This is a genomic window from Variovorax sp. TLI9-5A (assembly GCF_056867935.1).
In genome coordinates, this window is record NZ_CP200310.1 from 4,082,401 (window position 1) to 4,098,573 (window position 16,173).

The window sequence follows — 16,173 nt, forward strand, 5'->3', positions numbered from 1 at the left end:
GCAGGGCCTTTCGCGGGACACCGAGGATCCGGCTCCGCCGGTCCTCCGGTGTCGCCCCCAGCAGGGGGGTGGCGAAGCGACACGAAGTGCGCGCAGCCTGGGGGGTTACAATACGCGCTGACGGGCCTCCCTGCATGGTGAAGTGGCCAACCGGGTCAGGTGGGGAACCAAGCAGCCCTAACTGCGTAGTCAGTGCCAGGGGTAAGGCTCGTCAACTTCTTCAGCGGTTTCGTTTCATTCCATGCGAAATGAAACGGGGCCTGCAAAAATCTCCGGCGACAGAAAGTCCAGCGATGCGAGGCCTCAAAGGCCCAGCCGCCGGATTGCGCCGCGCGCCGCCGCCGCGCCGCTGGCCATCGAGGCCGTCAGCAGATAGCCGCCGGTCGGAGCCTCCCAGTCGAGCATTTCCCCCGCCACGAACACGCCCTGCAGCGCCTTCGACATGAGCTGCGCGTCCAGCGCATCGAAGCGCACGCCGCCCGCCGTGCTGATGGCTTCGTCGATCGGCCGCGCCGCGACGAGCTTCAAGGGCACGGCCTTGATGGTCGCGGCGAGCTGCTCCGGGTCGTGCATCGCCTCACGACTCAGCGCCTCGTGCAGCACGCCGGCCTTGATGCCTTCCAGGCCGAGCCTGCTCTTGAGATGGCTGCTGAGCGACCGCGCCCCGCGCGGATGCTTCACCGCGGCCAGCACCTGCTCGGCGCTGCGATCCGGCAGCAGATCGAGCAGCAGCGTCGCGCTTCCCTTTTCGGCGATCTCGTCGCGCAGCAACGCCGAGGCTGCATAGATCAGGCTGCCTTCGATGCCGGTCGCGGTCGCGACGAACTCGCCCTTGCGCGCGAAATGCCGTCCGTGGCTGTCGGTGAACGAAATCGCGACCGACTTGAAGGGCTGGCCTGCGAAACGACTGGAGAAATGCTCGCTCCAGCCCGAGCCGTCGAAGCCGCAGTTGGCCGGCTGCAGCGGCGCGACGTCCACGCCCTTCGCCTCCAGCCAAGGCGCCCACGCACCATCCGAACCGAGCCGCGCCCAGCTCGCCCCGCCCAGCGCCAGCACGACGGCATCGGCGCTGGCCGTGGCCTCGCCGGCCGGCGTCGCGAATCGCAGCGATGCCGGGTCGAAGACTCCCTCGCCCACCCAGCGATGCCGCATGTGGAACTGCACACCCGCCGCGCGCAGCCGGTGCAGCCACGCACGCAGCAGCGGCGCGGCCTTCATGTCGGTCGGGAACACACGCCCCGACGTCCCCACGAAGGTCTCGATGCCCAGGCCGCTCGCCCATGCACGCACCTGCTGCGGCCCGAACAGCGCGAGCATCGGCTCCAACTGCGCGCGGCGCTCGCCGAAGCGGCTCACGAACGCATCGAAGGGCTCGGAGTGCGTGAGGTTCAGCCCGCCGCGGCCGGCCAGCAGGAACTTGCGGCCCACCGAGGGCATTGCGTCGTAGACGTGCACTTGCGCGCCGGACGCGCTCAGAACTTCAGCCGCCATCAGGCCGGCGGGTCCGCCGCCGATGACGGCGACGGTGGGGGAAACAGTCATTCGAGATTCACCAATTCGCCCTGCCCGGTGAGGAACGCGACACGCACGGTGGCACCGGGATAGGCATGTTGCACTGCCGCGCGATAACGCTGCATCTGTGCGATCAGCGCGGCGTCCTTTTCGGGGCGCGCCGCGGATTTGTAGTCGAGCACCCACCAGACACCGCTGTCGCGCTCGCGCACCAGCCGGTCGATGCGCAGGGTCTCGCCTTCGTGCACCAGCGTGACTTCATTGCCATGCCAGTCGACCCTGCGATCGTCCCACACCCAGGCCCCCTCGCCCGCGCGGATGCGCTGGGCCAGCGCGGCGGCACCACGCGCCTGCTGCGCATCGAGCAGGAATTCGCGGGCGGCGGCCCGCACATGGGCGGCCGGCAGCGGTTCGCCCGGCACGGCCCATTCGAGCAGCCGGTGCATGGCCTGCCCGAAGGCGGCGGCACGCGCGTCCACCGTGGTGGCGGCCGTCTTCTTCGCGGACGGCTGCTCGGCAGGCTCGGGCGCCTCCGGCATGCGTTTCATTGCAAAGCTGCCCGCACCGGCTTCGGTCGGCAGCGCCACCAGCGGCTCGTCGGCCTCGGTGGGCTCGCACAGCGGCTGCAGTCGCGACCACCAGCTGCCTTCGTTGGCACGCGCCGGCTTCACCGACGAAAGCACCAGCCGCTCTCGCGCCCGCGTGACGGCGACGTAGAGGCCGTTGAGCTCCTCGCGATGGCGCGCGCGCTGCTCCTCCTCGAGCAGCGCAACGGCACAGGCCGGCGGTGCCTTCTCGCTCGCGAGGAATACGAAGCGCGTCGGCGCGCTGTCGCTGCCCTTCCACTCGACCAGCACGCCCATGGTCTGGGCCCGCGGCGCAGGAGCGTCGCAGTCGAGCATGAGCACCGTATCGGCCTCCAGCCCCTTGGCGCCGTGCACGGTCAGCAGTTGCACGGCCTCGGGCGCGGTCACGGTCGGTGCCCGCACGCCGCCTGCGCGCAGCGCGCGCACCAGCGCATAGGGCGTTGCGAAGCGCGCGCCGTCGATGTCCAGCGACGCCGACAGCACGCCCCGCAGGTTGGCCAATGCACTCTGACGCATCGCGGCCGGCACGGCGGCGCCGAACTTCGCGAGCAGGTCGCCGTCGTGGAAGATCGCGTCGAGCGCGTCGTGGGGCGGCAGCGTCATCAGCCAGCGCTGCCAACGCTTGAGCCTGACGCCGGCCTCGACAAGCACCGGCGGCAGGCTCTCGTCCTTCTGGATCAGCGAGAACCAGCTCACGGGGCCGCGCTCGCGCTGGCGCAACGCGAGCTGCACCAGGGCCTCGTCGTCGATGCCGAACACCGGTGACTTCAGCGCCCTGGCCAGAGAAAGATCGTGCGCGGGCGACACCAGCGCGTCGATCAGCGCAACCACGTCCTGCACCTCGGGTGCGTCGTGGAGGTCGTTTTTTTCGGGCTGCTGCACGGGAATGTGGCGCTGGCGCAGCGCGTCCTGCATGGCCGAGAGCCGGCTGCGCCTGCGCGCCAGCACCATGATGCGGCTGGGCTGGGTGCCGTCGGCGATGCGCTGCGCCACCCATCGGGCGGCCTGCTCGCATTCCTTCTGCAGCAGCTGCTCCTCGGGCAGCACGCGCGGCGTGACGAGGCTGTCGCGCCAGTGCAGCATGCCGTCGTCGGCGGGAGCGGCTTCGGCCGTGCCGCCGCCGACCGCGTCGCGGTCGATGGCCGGCAGCCGCAGCAGTTCGCCATCGTCGCGACGCTCGGTGGTGTGGGCGCGGTAGCCATCGAACTCGCCGGCCTCCTGCGCGGCAAGCATCGCCGCGTTGACCAGCCCGACCACCGACTGCGCGTTGCGGTGCGTGTGGTCGCAGTTCAGCAGCTCGCCATCGAGCCCTTCGCGAACGAACTTCTTCGCGGCGATGAACACCTGCGGCTCGGCGCGGCGGAAGCGGTAGATGCTCTGCTTCGGGTCGCCCACGATGAACACGCGCGGCGCACGGCCCTGCGCGCCGGTATATGCACTGAGCCAGCCATAGAGCGCCTGCCACTGCAGCGGGTTGGTGTCCTGGAACTCGTCGATCAGCAGGTGCGCGATGCGCGCGTCCAGCCGCTCCTGCACCCAGCCAGAGAGGGCCGACTGGCCCAGCAGCAGCTGCGCCGCCTGCTCGACGTCGTTCATGTCGACCCAGCCGTGCGCACGCTTCACGTCGGCGAAGGCAGCGATCAGCAGGCGCGTGAGGCGCGTCATGCGCTGCTGGTAGAGCCAGGCGGCGTGCTGGGCCTGCGCGGCGCACAGCACCTGCAGCTCGGCCTCGGCCTCCTGCGCGGCGGGGAACTTCTGCAGGTTCTTGTTGAGGCGGTCTTCCGTCGCCACGAAGAAGTTCTTGCGCAGGTGGGCAAGTGCGGCGACCAGCGCATCGCCGGCCGGCTCGCCCGAGCCGAACACGTCGATGATCGCTTCGGCCGCCTTCTGCGGCGTCTTGTTGCTCTCGCGGCCCAGCGCGGCGGCCCGGTCGAGCCAGCGGCGGCGGACCGGTTCGCCGCGCAAGGCTTCGGTCGGCTCGTCCAGCCCTTCGAGCGTCGGGTGGAGCGCGCTGAAATGCTGGACCGCGTTCTCCGCGTCGGCCAGCGAGAACTCCACGCGCTTCGACAGCGCCTCGCCCAGCGCCTTGGCCGTCTGCGAGCGGCCGTGCGTGGCGACGACGGCGTAGTAGTCGGCCAGCGCCTCCTTGCTGGCTGTCACGGCCTCGAAGAAAGGCCGCCAGGTGTGGCCCCGCGCCTCCGCGTCGTCTTCGAGCAGCTCGTAGTTCGACGGCAGGCCCAGTTCGCGCAGCACCGCGAGCGGCGCGTTGCGCAGCAGGCCCGCGAACCAGGCGTGGAAGGTGCGGAACTGCACCGGCCTGCCGCCTTCGAGCAGGCGCCGGTAGAGCCCCTTGAGGCGCGGTACCGCGGCCGAGGCCGCAACCGGCTCCATGCCGCGCATCACCAGCTGGGCGACCAGCTCTTCCTGCGGGCGCTCAGCGAAATCTTCCAGCCACTGGTCGAGGCGCTCGCGCATCTCGCCGGCAGCCTTTTTCGTGAAGGTAATGGCCAGGATCTCGTGCGGCTCGCAGGCGGTGTCGCCCTCTTCGAGCAGCGCGCGCAGGATGCGCGAGACCAGCATCCAGGTCTTGCCCGCGCCGGCGCAGGCCTCGACCGCGACCGAGCGACGTGGATCGCAGGCGACGGTGTAGAAGACCTCGCGCGTGACGTGCCGGCCGTTGTGTTCGTAGGCTGCGCCGCTCATTGCGTGTCGCCTCCAGTGACTTCGACGCCCGGCGGCGGGGCCGCCTCGTCCCAGAAGTCCTTGCGGCACAGGCCCCGCGCGGCGCAGTAGTCGCAGACGGCACCCTCGCCCAGCGGCGGCAGCGCCGCGCCCTGCGCGATGCGCCTGAAGTCTTCGATGATGCCGGCCACCAGCGCGTCGCGCGCCTCGACCACCGCAGGCTGCTCGACGGTCTGCGTGCCGGCGGCCTTCTCGCCCACGTTGACGTATGCCGCGCGCAGGGTGTCGTCGGCCACCAGCGCGGCGTAGAAGGCCAACTGCGTGTCTTCGGTGGGGTCCTTCACGCGCTCCTTGCTGACGGTGGCGGACTCGGTCTTGTAGTCGATCACGAAGGCCTGGCCATCGGGCATGCGGTCGATGCGATCGAGCCGGCCGATCAGGCGCAAGTCGCCCAGCGCCTGCTCCTTCCAGGGCTCGGACTCGGCGAAGACAGCACCGGCCGCCTCGTGCCCTGTGAGCCAGGTAAGGTAGCCGTCGCGCACGGCGGGCCATGCGGCGGCGAAGGGCAGGAACTCGGCATCGGAGAGTCCGAGTTCCTGCGTGGAGCGACGGGCCGCCTCCTCGATGAAGGCGGTGCGCTGCTGCGCATCCTGTGTCGGTGCTTCGGCCAGCGCCTCGTGGAAGTGGCCGAGCACCGCATGCAGCCAGTTACCGAAGTCGCGTTTGTCGACCTCGGCATCGAGCTCGTCGGCGCTGCGCAGGCCCAGCTGGCGCAGCGCGAAGAAACGATAGGGGCAGCGGCGCAGGTCTTCGTAGACGCTGGTGGAAATGTTCTGCAGCGGCAGGAGCGCGCCGGAGGGTGTCGGGTAGCCGGTCGGCTTGATGGCCACTTCGCGCGGCGTGCGCGGGTCGGCCGAGGGCTGCAGCGCATGGTCGAGCTGCAGCGCCTGTACCAGCGGGCTCGGCCGCACGGGCTCGCCGCTGGCGTCTGATTGGCGCCAGATGAGCTCGCACGAGGGGTTGTGCAGGGCCGCGGCCCAGGCCGCGCGCTGGGCGGCTTCGAGCGCCTCGCGCGACGGCAGGCCCAGCTCGAGGCGCTGGGCGGCGCTCCAGTTGCCGGGCGGTTCGGGCGATGCGGGCAGGCGCCGGTCGTCGCAGCCGGGGACGACCACTGCGCCGAAGGATCGGCCCAGCAGCTGGTAGAGCGGCAGCACCACGACCCGGGGAGCCTGGTCGCCTGCGGGGGGCACGAAGCTCGCGTCTTCGAGCACGTCGCGGACCCAGGCGGTGAACTCGGCCAGGGTGTGGCGGCCGCCGGGGAACTCGTCCTCGTCGTCGCCGTGCGCGCCCGCGTCGAGCCACAGCGCGCCGATCACCTTGCCGCCGGCCAGGTCCTCGTCGAGCAAGGCCCATTGACCGCTGGCCTCCAGCAGTTCGCGCAGCGCGCGCAGCCATTCGGCCAACGAGCGCGAGCGGGCCATGGGCGCGCGGCGCGCCTCGATGGCCTCGGTGAAAACGAGCAGCGCGGTGTCCTTGGACTTCTCGCTGCGGGTCATCAGGGCGCACCAGGTCGACCAGTCGCGCATGGCCTCCTGGCGCAGGCGGGCTTCGAGCGACTGGACGGCGGGCGCATCGCCGTCGGCTCCGCTCTTGAGCCATTCGAGCACCTGGTCGCTGGTGGCGTCGTGGGCGCAGGCGCGCAGCGCGCTCATCAGCGTGGCGGCGGCGCGGGTGGTCGAGAGCTTCCAGCCTGTTTCGTCGTGCGTGACGACACCCTGTGCACTCAGCTGCGCGCTGATGCGGCGGGTGAGCGCGCGATCGGTCGCCACCAGCGCGACGGGCGCGCGGCCGTCGGCGAGGTGGCGCAGCACGCAGGCGGCGGCAAGCTCGGCCTCGTCCTCGGGGTCGAGGGCAACGTGGGAGGCGCAGACCTGCGTGGGCGCGCCCGAAGGCACGAGTGAGAGATGAAGCGCGTGGTCGCCCCAAAGCTTGCAGAGAGACTGGGTGAGCGGATCGGCCTGGAAGCCTTCGAGCACGATCAGCGCGTCGACTTGGGCCCGCGTGGATTCGCGCTGCAGCACGTCGGTGGCATAGCCCGAGGTGGAGGTCCACGCGACGGCGATGCGGATCAGCGCGCTTTCGATGCGGAACCATTCCGACTCGCTGCCGGCATCGGCCACGCTCGCCGCGCGCCGGGCCCATTCGCCGCCGCGCTCTTCCGGTGTCACCGCGGCCGCAAGGGGGCCGAGCTGGTAGGCAAGCTCGACGACGCGGCCGGCCAGGGCGAAGCGCTCGGCATGGAAGCCCGCCTGCGACAGCAGGGCCTGGGCCGTGACCAGGTCGCGCGCCATGTCGTGGGCGATGTCGTAGCCCGTCGGCACGAAGCCGCCCGCGCTGCGGGCCCAGTTGTGGGTGGTTTCGAAGCGCGGCACGAAGCCGGGGCTTCCGCAGCGCGCCCACATGGCGCGCGCCACGCCCATCAGCTGCGCATAGGGCACCAGCACCACGGTGCGGGCGGCATGCAGCTGGCGTTCGGCGAGCGCGCGGACGATCCGCGCGACGACGCCGTCGGCTGGATCGCACCACAGGGCCTGCACGGGGTGGCCTTCGTTCATTCAGTTCTATCGAGGGGTTGGAGAGCGCATCGCGCAAGGGCTTTGGCTATCGCCGCCATAGCGTGTCCGCACGGAACGCCACCCCTTGGTTTCTGTCACAATGACCAGCACTTTAGCTGCACCGAAACTCTCTGCGCACAAGGATTCACACATGGCCAGCGAACTCATCAAACACATCTCCGATTCCTCCTTCGAGGCCGACGTGCTCAAGTCCAGCCAGCCCGTTCTGGTCGACTACTGGGCCGAATGGTGCGGCCCCTGCAAGATGATCGCCCCCATCCTGGACGAAGTGTCGGCTGCATACGAGGGCAAGCTGCAGATCGCCAAGCTGAATGTGGACGAGAACCGCGACATCCCCGCCAAGTTCGGCATCCGCGGCATCCCCACCCTGATGCTGTTCAAGGACGGCCAACTGGCCGCCACGAAGGTCGGTGCGATGAGCAAGGCTCAGCTCACGGCCTTCATCGACCAGCAGCTCGCCTGAGCGACATTTCAACCGGCCAGCGCGCAATGCGTTGGCCGGCGCGTTTTTCCTGTCATAATCTCCCCCAGATCACCGGTCCTTTCCTCTAGAGGCAACTGGTTCGAGTTCCCCGGTTGGTGAGGCAGTTCTCGCTTCACGTTCAACCTCCCCCCGTTTTCCGTTCGATTGCCCCATCAGGGGTCATTCCATGCACTTAAACGAACTCAAGGCACTCCACGTGTCTGAAGTCCTCAAGCAGGCTGAAGCGCTTGAGATCGAAAACGTCGGCCGCATGCGCAAGCAGGAGCTGATGTTCGCGATCATCAAGAAGCGCGCCAAGGCCGGCGAACAGGTCTTTGCCGACGGCGTGCTCGAAATACTGCCCGACGGCTTCGGCTTCCTGCGCAGCCCCGACACCAGCTTCACGGCCAGCACGGACGACATCTACATCTCGCCCAGCCAGGTGCGCCGCTTCAACCTGCACACCGGCGACATGATCGAAGGCGAGGTGCGCACGCCCAAGGACGGCGAGCGCTACTTCGCGCTGACCAAGCTCGACAAGGTCAACAATGGCCCGCCGGAGCAGAACAAGCACAAGGTGATGTTCGAGAACCTGACGCCGCTGTTCCCCAAGGAGCAGATGAAGCTCGAACGCGACGGCATCAAGGGCGACGAGAACATCACGGGCCGCATCATCGACATCATCGCCCCCATCGGCAAAGGCCAGCGCGCCCTGCTCGTGGCGCCGCCCAAGAGCGGCAAGACGGTGATGATGCAGCACATCGCCCACGCCATCAGCGCCAACTACCCCGACGTCCACATGATGGTGCTGCTCGTCGACGAGCGCCCTGAAGAAGTGACCGAAATGCAGCGCACGGTGAAGGGCGAGGTCATTGCCTCGACCTTCGACGAGCCCGCTGCGCGCCACGTGCACGTGGCCGAAATGGTGATCGAGCGCGCCAAGCGCCTGGTCGAGCTCAAGAAGGACGTGGTGATCCTGCTCGACTCCATCACCCGCCTGGCCCGTGCCTACAACAACGTCGTGCCTTCGTCGGGCAAGGTGCTGACCGGCGGTGTCGACTCCAACGCGCTGCAGCGTCCCAAGCGCTTCCTGGGCGCCGCGCGCAACGTGGAAGAAGGCGGCTCGCTGACCATCATCGGCACCGCGCTGATCGACACCGGCAGCCGCATGGACGAAGTGATCTTCGAAGAGTTCAAGGGCACCGGCAACTCCGAAATCCACCTCGACCGCCGCCTGTACGAAAAGCGCGTATTCCCTTCGATCCAGCTCAACCGCAGCGGCACGCGTCGCGAAGAACTGCTGCTGGCGCCCGAGATCCTGCAGAAGACCCGCATCCTGCGCCAGCTCATGTACAACATGGACGAGATCGAGTCGATGGAGCTGATGCTCAAGAACATGAAGGCGACGAAGACCAATGTCGAGTTCTTCGACATGATGCGTCGCGGCGGCTGAGCACCACGCTCTTGCGCAAAAGCGCGTTGGCCCTTGCGGGTCAACGCGCTTTTTTCATGGGCGCCGTGTGGGCAAGGCGCGGCCTTCGAGTGCGCTTTGCCGGCCGAGGTCGAGCAGCTCCATCAGCTCGACAGCCTGTTCGGGCGGCACCGGATTCGGGCCGCGGCCGAGGATGGCGTCGCGCACTGCGGCGTAGTAGTCGACATAGTTGCCGGGGTGCGTGGGAACGCTGCGCTTGGCAGGCACCCCGTTGCTGTCGATCAGCGTGAGTTCGCCATCCAGCGGATCGGCGCCCCAACCTTCCGTCGGCGGCCTCTGCCCTGCGCGCAGCGCATCTTCCTGGGTATCGACGCCATGCTTGACGTAGCTTCCGCGCGTGCCGTGCACGATGTAGCGTGGCGCGGCATGCGCCGCCAGCGTCGTCGAATGCAGTACCACGCGCAGCGGCGCGTGCGGCCCGGACTCGTACCGCAGCACGGCATGGAAGTAGTCCTCGACCACGGCGCCGTCGCGCAGGACCGCAGTGTCGAGCTGGATCGTGTCGGGACGACCGAAAAGCTGCACCGCCTGGTCGACCAGATGGGAGCCCAGGTCGACCCAGAGGCCCGAGCCAGGCACCGCCTGTTCGCGCCAGCGCTCCTTCACCTCGGGGCGGAAACGGTCGAAGTGCGACTCCAGGTACACGGGGCGGCCCAGTTCGCCAGAGGCGAGAAGCTGCTTGAGGGTCAGGAAATCGGAATCGAAGCGCCGGTTCTGGTAGACCGCCAGGATCCGATTGTTGCGTGCAGACAACAACTCAAGCTCCCTCGCCTCGGCCACGTCGAGGGTGAAGGGTTTGTCCACGACCACGTGCTTGCCGGCCTCCAGCGCCGCCTTGGCAACCGGGTGATGCTGGGCATTGGGTGTGGCGACCACGATCAGGTCGATGTCGGAACGGGCCACCAGCGCGGTCACGTCGGGCACCACAGCCACGCCAGGCCAATCGGCATGCACTTTGTGTGGCTGCGAGCTCGCCACGGCCGCCAACTCCAGCCCCGGAACGGCCGAAAGCACGGGCGCATGAAAGGTCTGGCCTGCAAAACCGTAGCCGACCAGGCCTGCGCGAAGGGGGTTGGAGGTCATGCGAGGGCCTTGGTTTGCTCGAAAATGGGGCAGTATGCGATAATCGTGGGCTCCGCGAAAAGTGCGGCCGGGCAGCTTGGCCCGGCTTTCCGGGCTCCTCCGGGTCCGGGATAGTGCGCCAGATGACTGGCGCGATAGTGGCTCTCGCATCGACCGCGCATTGATTCCAAAAGCGCAAAAGGAAACACCATGGCAAAAGAAGGCATCCACCCGAATTACCGCGAAGTCCTGTTCGTCGACATGTCGAACGGCTTCAAGTTCGTGACCCGTTCGTGCGCGAACACCAAGGAAATGGGCAAAACCGACGACGGCCGCGAACTGCCGCTGTTCAAGCTCGATACCACGAGCGAATCGCACCCGTTCTACACCGGCACGCAGAAGTCGGTCGACAACATGGGCGGCCGCGTCGAGAAGTTCCGCAACCGCTTCGGCAAGACCACCGGCGCCGCCTCGAAGTAAGGTACGCGCTTTTGCGTCGAGGGCAGCCCGGTTTACCGCGCTGCCCTTTTTCTTTCCGAATCCCGTCTTCTCCCACCACTTGAACCAGCCCACCCCCGCGATCGTTGCCCAGAGCGCCGTGCGCCGGCTGCCGCGCATCGCATTGCTGCTGCTGTGCGCGGCTTACCTGCTGCCCGGGCTGGTCGGCCGGGGCCCCTGGAAGAGCGCCGACATCACGGCCTTCGGCTACATGGCCGAGTTGGCCCGCAGCACCGAAGGCATCGCACGCTGGTTCGATCCGATGCTGCTGGGCCTGCGCCCCGAAACGCCCGCGCTGGTTCCCTACTGGATCGGCGCCCTGGCGATCAAGATCGCCCCCGCGTGGCTGAACCCCGACCTGGCCGTCCGCGTCGCGTTCGCGTTCCTGCTCTGGGGCACCTTCACGGCCACCTGGTACGCCGTGTACTACCTGGCCCGCACCGCACGCGCCCAGCCCGTGGCCTTTGCCTTCGGCGGGGAAGCCCGGCCGACCGACTACGCGCGCGCCATCGCTGACGGCGGCCTGCTGGCGCTGATTGCCTGCCTCGGCCTCGCCCAGCTCGGCCACGAGACCACGCCCGCGCTGGCCCAGCTCTTCTTCGCCTCGCATCTTTTCTACGGCGTGGCCGCGCTGCCCTACCGTCGCGCTGGCCCGGTGATCGCGCTGGCCGTGGGCACCATCGGCATCACGCTGAGCGGCGCGCCCACCGTCGGGCTTGCGCTGGCAATCGGCAGCGTGCTGTACATCGCCTATGAGCGCAGGCTTGCCGCGAAGTCCGAGAGCGAAGACATCGGCACCGAAGACGATGGCCCCGGCTATACGCGAGGTGCCCTGCTCACGACGATCGGCATCACCGCGCTCGCGGCGGTGCTGGTCTTCAGCCTGAAGTTGCCGACATGGAAGATCACCGTGGCCGGCAATACCCTGATGAGCGACGTGCGCGGCCAGGCCAAGCTGCTGGTCTGGTTCACATGGCCCGTCTGGCCGCTCGCCATCTGGACGCTCTGGCGCTGGCGGCGGCAGCTCACGGCGCGCCATGTCGCTCTGCCCTTCTGGTTCGCCCTGGTGCCCCTGGCCGCCACCTGGACCACCGACTACTCCGACCGATCGCTGCTGCTGGCACTGCCCGCCTTCGCCACGCTCGCGGCATTCGCACTGCCCACTTTCCGACGCAGTGCCGCCGCGCTGATCGACTGGTTCAACGTGCTGTTCTTCAGCGGCCTCGCCGTGCTGGGCTGGATCTACTGGATCGCCATGCAGACCGGCGTGCCGCCCAAGCCCGCAGCCAGCGTGGCACGGCTGGTGCCCGGCTTCGTGCCCGAGTTCTCGCCGATCGCCGTGGCGCTCGCCATTGCCGCGACCATGGCATGGTGCTGGCTGGTGCGCTGGCGCACGGGGCGTCACCGCGCCGCACTCTGGAAGACGCTGGTGCTGCCGGCCGGCGGCACCGCCTTGTGCTGGATGCTGCTGATGACCCTGTGGCTGCCGCCCATCGACTACGCGCGCAGCTACGTCCCGCAGATCCGCGCCGTGGCCGAGCGCGTCGGCCAGCCGCGCTGCATCGCGGAGCTTGCGCTGAGCCGCCCGCACATCGCGGCGCTGCGCCATCACGGCAACTTCAACCTGCAGCCGCTGCTGCTGGGTACCGACTGCCCGTGGCTTCTGGTCAGCCCCGACACGATCGAGCGCCTGCACACCATCATCCCCTTCGACCAGTGGCGCTTCGCCGGTACGCTGCGCCGTCCCAGCAGCCCGGCTGACGACCTCCTGCTCTACCAGAAGATCCCGCCGCAGTGAGGAGCGAACGGGCTCTGATCGCGCGGCATGCGGGCACGGTGCTCGTCGGCCAGTTGGCCGTGATGGCCTTCGGCGTGACCGACACCATCATCGCGGGCCGCTACTCCGAGCATGCATTGGCCGCGCTGTCTGTCGGCGCCGCGGTCTTCGTCAGCGTCTACGTTTCCCTGATGGGTGTCCTGCAGGCGCTGCTGCCTGTCTGGGCCGAACTGCACGGCGGCGGACGCGGCGACGAGGTGGGCCGGTCGGTGCGGCAATCGCTGTACCTCGCGGCCATCGCCATCGTGGCCGGCATGGTGATCCTGCTGCTGCCGGGATCGGTCCTGCAATGGACCCAGGTGCCGGCGGAGATGCGCGGCGAGGTCGAGGCCTACCTCGCCGTGCTGGCCTTCGCGCTGGCGCCCGCCCTGCTCTTTCGCCTCTTCAGCACGCTCAACCAGAGCCTGGGCAGGCCGCAGCTCGTGACGTGGCTGCAGCTGGGTTCGCTGGTCGTGAAACTCCCCCTGTCCATCTGGTTCACCTTCGGCGGCGCGGGCCTGCCGGCCATGGGCCTCGTGGGCTGCGGCTGGGCCACGCTGTGCGTGAACTGGACCATGCTCGGCTGCGCCATCTGGCTGCTGCGCAATCAGCCTTTCTATGGCGACTACGGACTCTGGAAGCGCATCGAGGCGCCCGACTGGCAACAGATCCGCAAGTTCGCGCGGCTCGGTGTGCCGGGCGGCCTGGCGGTGCTGGTCGAAGTCACGTCATTCACGCTGATGGCGCTGTTCATCGCCCGGCTTGGCACTGCTGCCGCGGCGGCGCACCAGATCGCATCGAACCTGCTGGCCGTGGCCTACATGACGCCGCTGTCGCTGGCCATCGCGACCAGTGCCCGCGTAAGCTTCTGGCTCGGCGCCAGAGATGCGGCCAAGGCGCGGCACGCCTGCCGCCTGGGCTTTGAGCTGACCGCCTTGTGCGCCCTCTTCTACGCCGCCGTCATGGCCCTGCTGCGCAACGAGCTGGCGAACGTGTACTCCGACAATCCGGCCGTCATCGCGATGGCCGGCGCGCTGCTGCTGGCCGTGGCGCTGTACCACTTCGCCGATGCCGTGCAGACCTTCTGTGTGTTCGTTCTGCGCTGCTACCGGGTCACGCTGGCACCGCTGGTGATCTACTGCGCGATGCTTTGGGGAGTGGGCCTGGGCGGCAGCTATCTGCTCGCATACCGTGGCCTCGGCCCGTGGGCGGCCATGCAGTCGCCGCTGGCGTTCTGGATCATGAGTGCCGCCGCGCTCGCCCTGACCGCCCTGCTCTTCGGCGTGCTGCTGCGCTGGACGATGCGCCAGCGCGCGAGATAAAGAGAAAGAAGAGAAAAGGCCCGAAGGCCTACTTCGCCATCACGCGCGCTTCCCGCACGCGCGCCGCCGGGAACACCAGCGCGAAGCGGGAGCCCTTGCCCACCGTGCTTTCGATGCGCAGTTCCGCGCCATGCCGCTGCGCGATGTGCTTGACGATCGCCAGCCCCAGCCCGGTGCCTCCGGTTTCGCGAGAGCGGCTGCGATCGATGCGGTAGAAGCGCTCGGTCAGCCGCGGAATGTGCTCGGCGGCGATGCCCGGGCCGGTATCTTTCACGGCATATTCGCCTCGCCCGTCCGGCAGCACGCGCCAGCTAACGGCCACCTCGCCACCTCCGGGCGTGTAGCGGATGGCATTGCTCAGCAGGTTGGACATCGCACTCTGCAGCTCGGTCGGCGCGCCCGACACTTCGGATTCGGCATCGACGGTGAACGACAGCCGGTGTCCTTGCGGCGTCAGGCGCCCCGAAAGGCCACGCCCCTCGTCCTCGCACTGCGCAAACAGCGCGCGGATGCGAATCCACTGGCTGCCGGAGGGCGGCGCGCTGCCTTCCAGCCGCGACAGCGTCAGCAGGTCGTTCACCAGCGTTTCCATGCGGTGCGATTGCTGCCCCATCAGCGACAGGTAGCGCGTGCGCTCGTCCGCATCGAGCGGCAGGTTCTGAAGGGTCTCGACGAAGCCCGCCAGTACCGTAAGCGGCGTGCGGATCTCGTGCGACACATTCGCCACGAAATCTCGCCGCATCGCCTCGGCCTGCTCGAGCGCGGTGATGTCGCGCGTGAGCAGCATGCGACGGTTGCCGGCATAGGGATGCACCTGCACCGACAGCCGCACCGGGTGGCTGCGCTGGTGGCCGTGAGCGAGCCCGGAGGCATCGATGATCACGTCGCGGCTGTAGTTCCAGGACGCGAGGTAAGCCACAAAGGCCGGGTCACGCACGAGGTTCGCCAGGTGCTGCGCCAGATCGCGCTCGGCGTCGATGCCGAACTGGCTCGCCGCCGTCTGGTTGCACCACTCGATGCGGCCCTGCTCATCGAGCAGCACCACGCCATTGGGAGACGCCTGGATTGCCGCGAGGAACTCCTGCAGACGATCCTCGGCTTGGCGGGTCTGCTGCTCGCGGTCGCGCAGCAGCTTGCGGATGCGTTCGGACAGTTCGCCCCAAACACCCGGCCCACGCGACGGCAGCCCGCTGGCATCGTTGCGCAACACCCGCAGCAGGCGGTCGGCACGCCAGGCGTCGAACCCCAGCCAGAGCACCGCACCGAGCCAGGCGCCCAGCCAACCGAATTTCCAGCCAAAAATGGCAACAGCGCCCGCCCCCAATACGAGGGACGCTATTAAAAAAGTAGCAATTCGAAAAGGCATGGCGGGCGATTATCCGCGCCCGCGGCCAAGGGAAGCCACGGCGGTCAAACCGTGACTTGGGCGGTCAGGCGATAGCCCGCTCCGCGGACGGTTTCGACCATCGGCGCCGCCGCGCCCAGCGATTCGCGCAGGCGCTTGACGTGCACGTCGACCGTGCGCTCCTCGATGTAGACGTGGTCGCCCCACACCTTGTCGAGCAACTGCGCACGGCTGTGCACGCGCTCGGCATGCTGCATCAGATAGGCCAGCAGCTTGAATTCGGTGGGGCCGACCTTCAGCGCGCCGCCCTGCCAGGTCACGCGATGGGTGGAGGTATCGAGGGCCAATTCGCCGATCTCGACGCGCTCGGTGACCACTTCCGGCGCCCGGCGTCGCAGCACCGCACGGATGCGGGCCAGCATTTCCTGGGTGGAGAACGGCTTGGTGATGTAGTCGTCGGCACCGGCATCGAGGCCGGCAACCTTGTCGGGTTCGTCGCCACGCGCGGTCAGCATCAGGATCGGGATGGCCTTGGTGCGCGGGTCCTTGCGCCACTGGCGCGCGAGCTGCAGGCCGCTCTGGCCCGGCAGCATCCAGTCGAGCAGGATCAGATCCGGCAGGAAGGCGTCGATCTCGCGCTGGGCCGCGGCGCCATCTTCCGACCAGATCGGCTCGAAGCCGTTGTGGCGCAGGTTGACGGCGATCAGCTCGGCGATCGAGGACTCGTCTTCGACGATCAGGACTCGGGGTTTCTTCAT

11 protein-coding genes and 1 other RNA gene are annotated in these 16,173 nt (G+C 68.5%); 6 read left to right on the forward strand and 6 right to left on the reverse strand.

All coding sequences use genetic code 11. The annotated features are described in order from the left end of the window. Nucleotides 1-119: 119 nt before the first annotated feature. An RNA gene (ffs, locus tag AC1VNX_RS19285) (signal recognition particle sRNA small type) lies at nucleotides 120-216 on the forward strand. An 87-nt stretch (nucleotides 217-303) separates the two neighbouring features. Here ffs and AC1VNX_RS19290 read toward each other — a convergent pair. Genes AC1VNX_RS19290 through AC1VNX_RS19300 form a run of 3 tightly spaced genes read right to left on the reverse strand, consistent with a single transcriptional unit; the run spans nucleotide 304 to nucleotide 7,396 of the window. Beyond that, nucleotides 304-1,542 (reverse strand): TIGR03862 family flavoprotein, encoded by a 1,239-nt coding sequence (locus AC1VNX_RS19290; RefSeq protein WP_483158462.1) that lies wholly within the window; start codon nucleotides 1,540-1,542, stop codon nucleotides 304-306. Continuing rightward, the gene (locus tag AC1VNX_RS19295) at nucleotides 1,539-4,802 is read right to left on the reverse strand and encodes a UvrD-helicase domain-containing protein (RefSeq protein ID WP_483158464.1); all 3,264 of its coding nucleotides are present in this window, start codon (nucleotides 4,800-4,802) and stop codon (nucleotides 1,539-1,541) included. The genes AC1VNX_RS19290 and AC1VNX_RS19295 overlap by 4 nt, the downstream gene beginning before the upstream one ends. Then, entirely contained in the window at nucleotides 4,799-7,396 is a 2,598-nt protein-coding gene (locus tag AC1VNX_RS19300; protein ID WP_483158466.1) for a PD-(D/E)XK nuclease family protein, read from the reverse strand. The genes AC1VNX_RS19295 and AC1VNX_RS19300 overlap by 4 nt, the downstream gene beginning before the upstream one ends. Nucleotides 7,397-7,547: 151 nt before the next feature. Between AC1VNX_RS19300 and trxA the strand changes: the two genes are divergently transcribed. Continuing rightward, nucleotides 7,548-7,880, forward strand: a complete 333-nt coding sequence (trxA, locus tag AC1VNX_RS19305; RefSeq protein WP_093431992.1) for a thioredoxin TrxA — start codon at nucleotides 7,548-7,550, stop codon at nucleotides 7,878-7,880. A gap of 187 nt (nucleotides 7,881-8,067) precedes the next feature. Then, nucleotides 8,068-9,333, forward strand: coding sequence for a transcription termination factor Rho (rho, locus tag AC1VNX_RS19310; RefSeq protein WP_126019051.1), 1,266 nt, complete (start codon nucleotides 8,068-8,070; stop codon nucleotides 9,331-9,333). A 54-nt stretch (nucleotides 9,334-9,387) separates the two neighbouring features. Here rho and AC1VNX_RS19315 read toward each other — a convergent pair whose 3' ends face one another. Continuing rightward, on the reverse strand, nucleotides 9,388-10,455 hold the full coding sequence (locus AC1VNX_RS19315) for an oxidoreductase (protein ID WP_483158469.1): 1,068 nt from the start codon (nucleotides 10,453-10,455) through the stop codon (nucleotides 9,388-9,390). 189 nt (nucleotides 10,456-10,644) lie between these two features. On the opposite strand from AC1VNX_RS19315, the gene AC1VNX_RS19320 reads away from it, so the two are divergent. From AC1VNX_RS19320 to AC1VNX_RS19330, 3 genes are all read left to right on the forward strand, one after another. Then, a complete protein-coding gene (locus tag AC1VNX_RS19320; RefSeq protein ID WP_019653042.1) occupies nucleotides 10,645-10,914 on the forward strand; it encodes a type B 50S ribosomal protein L31 in 270 nt (89 codons plus the stop codon). 79 nt (nucleotides 10,915-10,993) lie between these two features. Next, entirely contained in the window at nucleotides 10,994-12,730 is a 1,737-nt protein-coding gene (locus AC1VNX_RS19325; protein WP_483158472.1) for a hypothetical protein, read from the forward strand. Next, a complete protein-coding gene (locus AC1VNX_RS19330) occupies nucleotides 12,727-14,070 on the forward strand; it encodes an MATE family efflux transporter (protein ID WP_483158474.1) in 1,344 nt (447 codons plus the stop codon). Before AC1VNX_RS19325 ends, AC1VNX_RS19330 begins: the two co-directional genes overlap by 4 nt. Before the next feature lie 28 nt (nucleotides 14,071-14,098). On the opposite strand, the gene phoR is transcribed toward AC1VNX_RS19330, so the two are convergent. After that, complete coding sequence (gene phoR, locus AC1VNX_RS19335) at nucleotides 14,099-15,436, reverse strand: phosphate regulon sensor histidine kinase PhoR (protein WP_483158476.1); 1,338 nt, start codon at nucleotides 15,434-15,436, stop codon at nucleotides 14,099-14,101. A 44-nt stretch (nucleotides 15,437-15,480) separates the two neighbouring features. Continuing rightward, complete coding sequence (phoB, locus tag AC1VNX_RS19340; protein WP_007836652.1) at nucleotides 15,481-16,173, reverse strand: phosphate regulon transcriptional regulator PhoB; 693 nt, start codon at nucleotides 16,171-16,173, stop codon at nucleotides 15,481-15,483.

What these genes read in the sequence shown, in the direction of transcription:
- AC1VNX_RS19290 (WP_483158462.1), bottom strand. Translation starts at nt 1,542, where the DNA reads ATGACTGTTTCCCCCACCGTCGCCGTCATCGGCGGCGGACCCGCCGGC.
- phoB (WP_007836652.1), bottom strand. Translation starts at nt 16,173, where the DNA reads ATGAAGAAACCCCGAGTCCTGATCGTCGAAGACGAGTCCTCGATCGCC.
- rho (WP_126019051.1), top strand. Translation starts at nt 8,068, where the DNA reads ATGCACTTAAACGAACTCAAGGCACTCCACGTGTCTGAAGTCCTCAAG.
- phoR (WP_483158476.1), bottom strand. Translation starts at nt 15,436, where the DNA reads ATGCCTTTTCGAATTGCTACTTTTTTAATAGCGTCCCTCGTATTGGGG.
- AC1VNX_RS19295 (WP_483158464.1), bottom strand. Translation starts at nt 4,802, where the DNA reads ATGAGCGGCGCAGCCTACGAACACAACGGCCGGCACGTCACGCGCGAG.
- AC1VNX_RS19315 (WP_483158469.1), bottom strand. Translation starts at nt 10,455, where the DNA reads ATGACCTCCAACCCCCTTCGCGCAGGCCTGGTCGGCTACGGTTTTGCA.
- AC1VNX_RS19320 (WP_019653042.1), top strand. Translation starts at nt 10,645, where the DNA reads ATGGCAAAAGAAGGCATCCACCCGAATTACCGCGAAGTCCTGTTCGTC.
- trxA (WP_093431992.1), top strand. Translation starts at nt 7,548, where the DNA reads ATGGCCAGCGAACTCATCAAACACATCTCCGATTCCTCCTTCGAGGCC.
- AC1VNX_RS19300 (WP_483158466.1), bottom strand. Translation starts at nt 7,396, where the DNA reads ATGAACGAAGGCCACCCCGTGCAGGCCCTGTGGTGCGATCCAGCCGAC.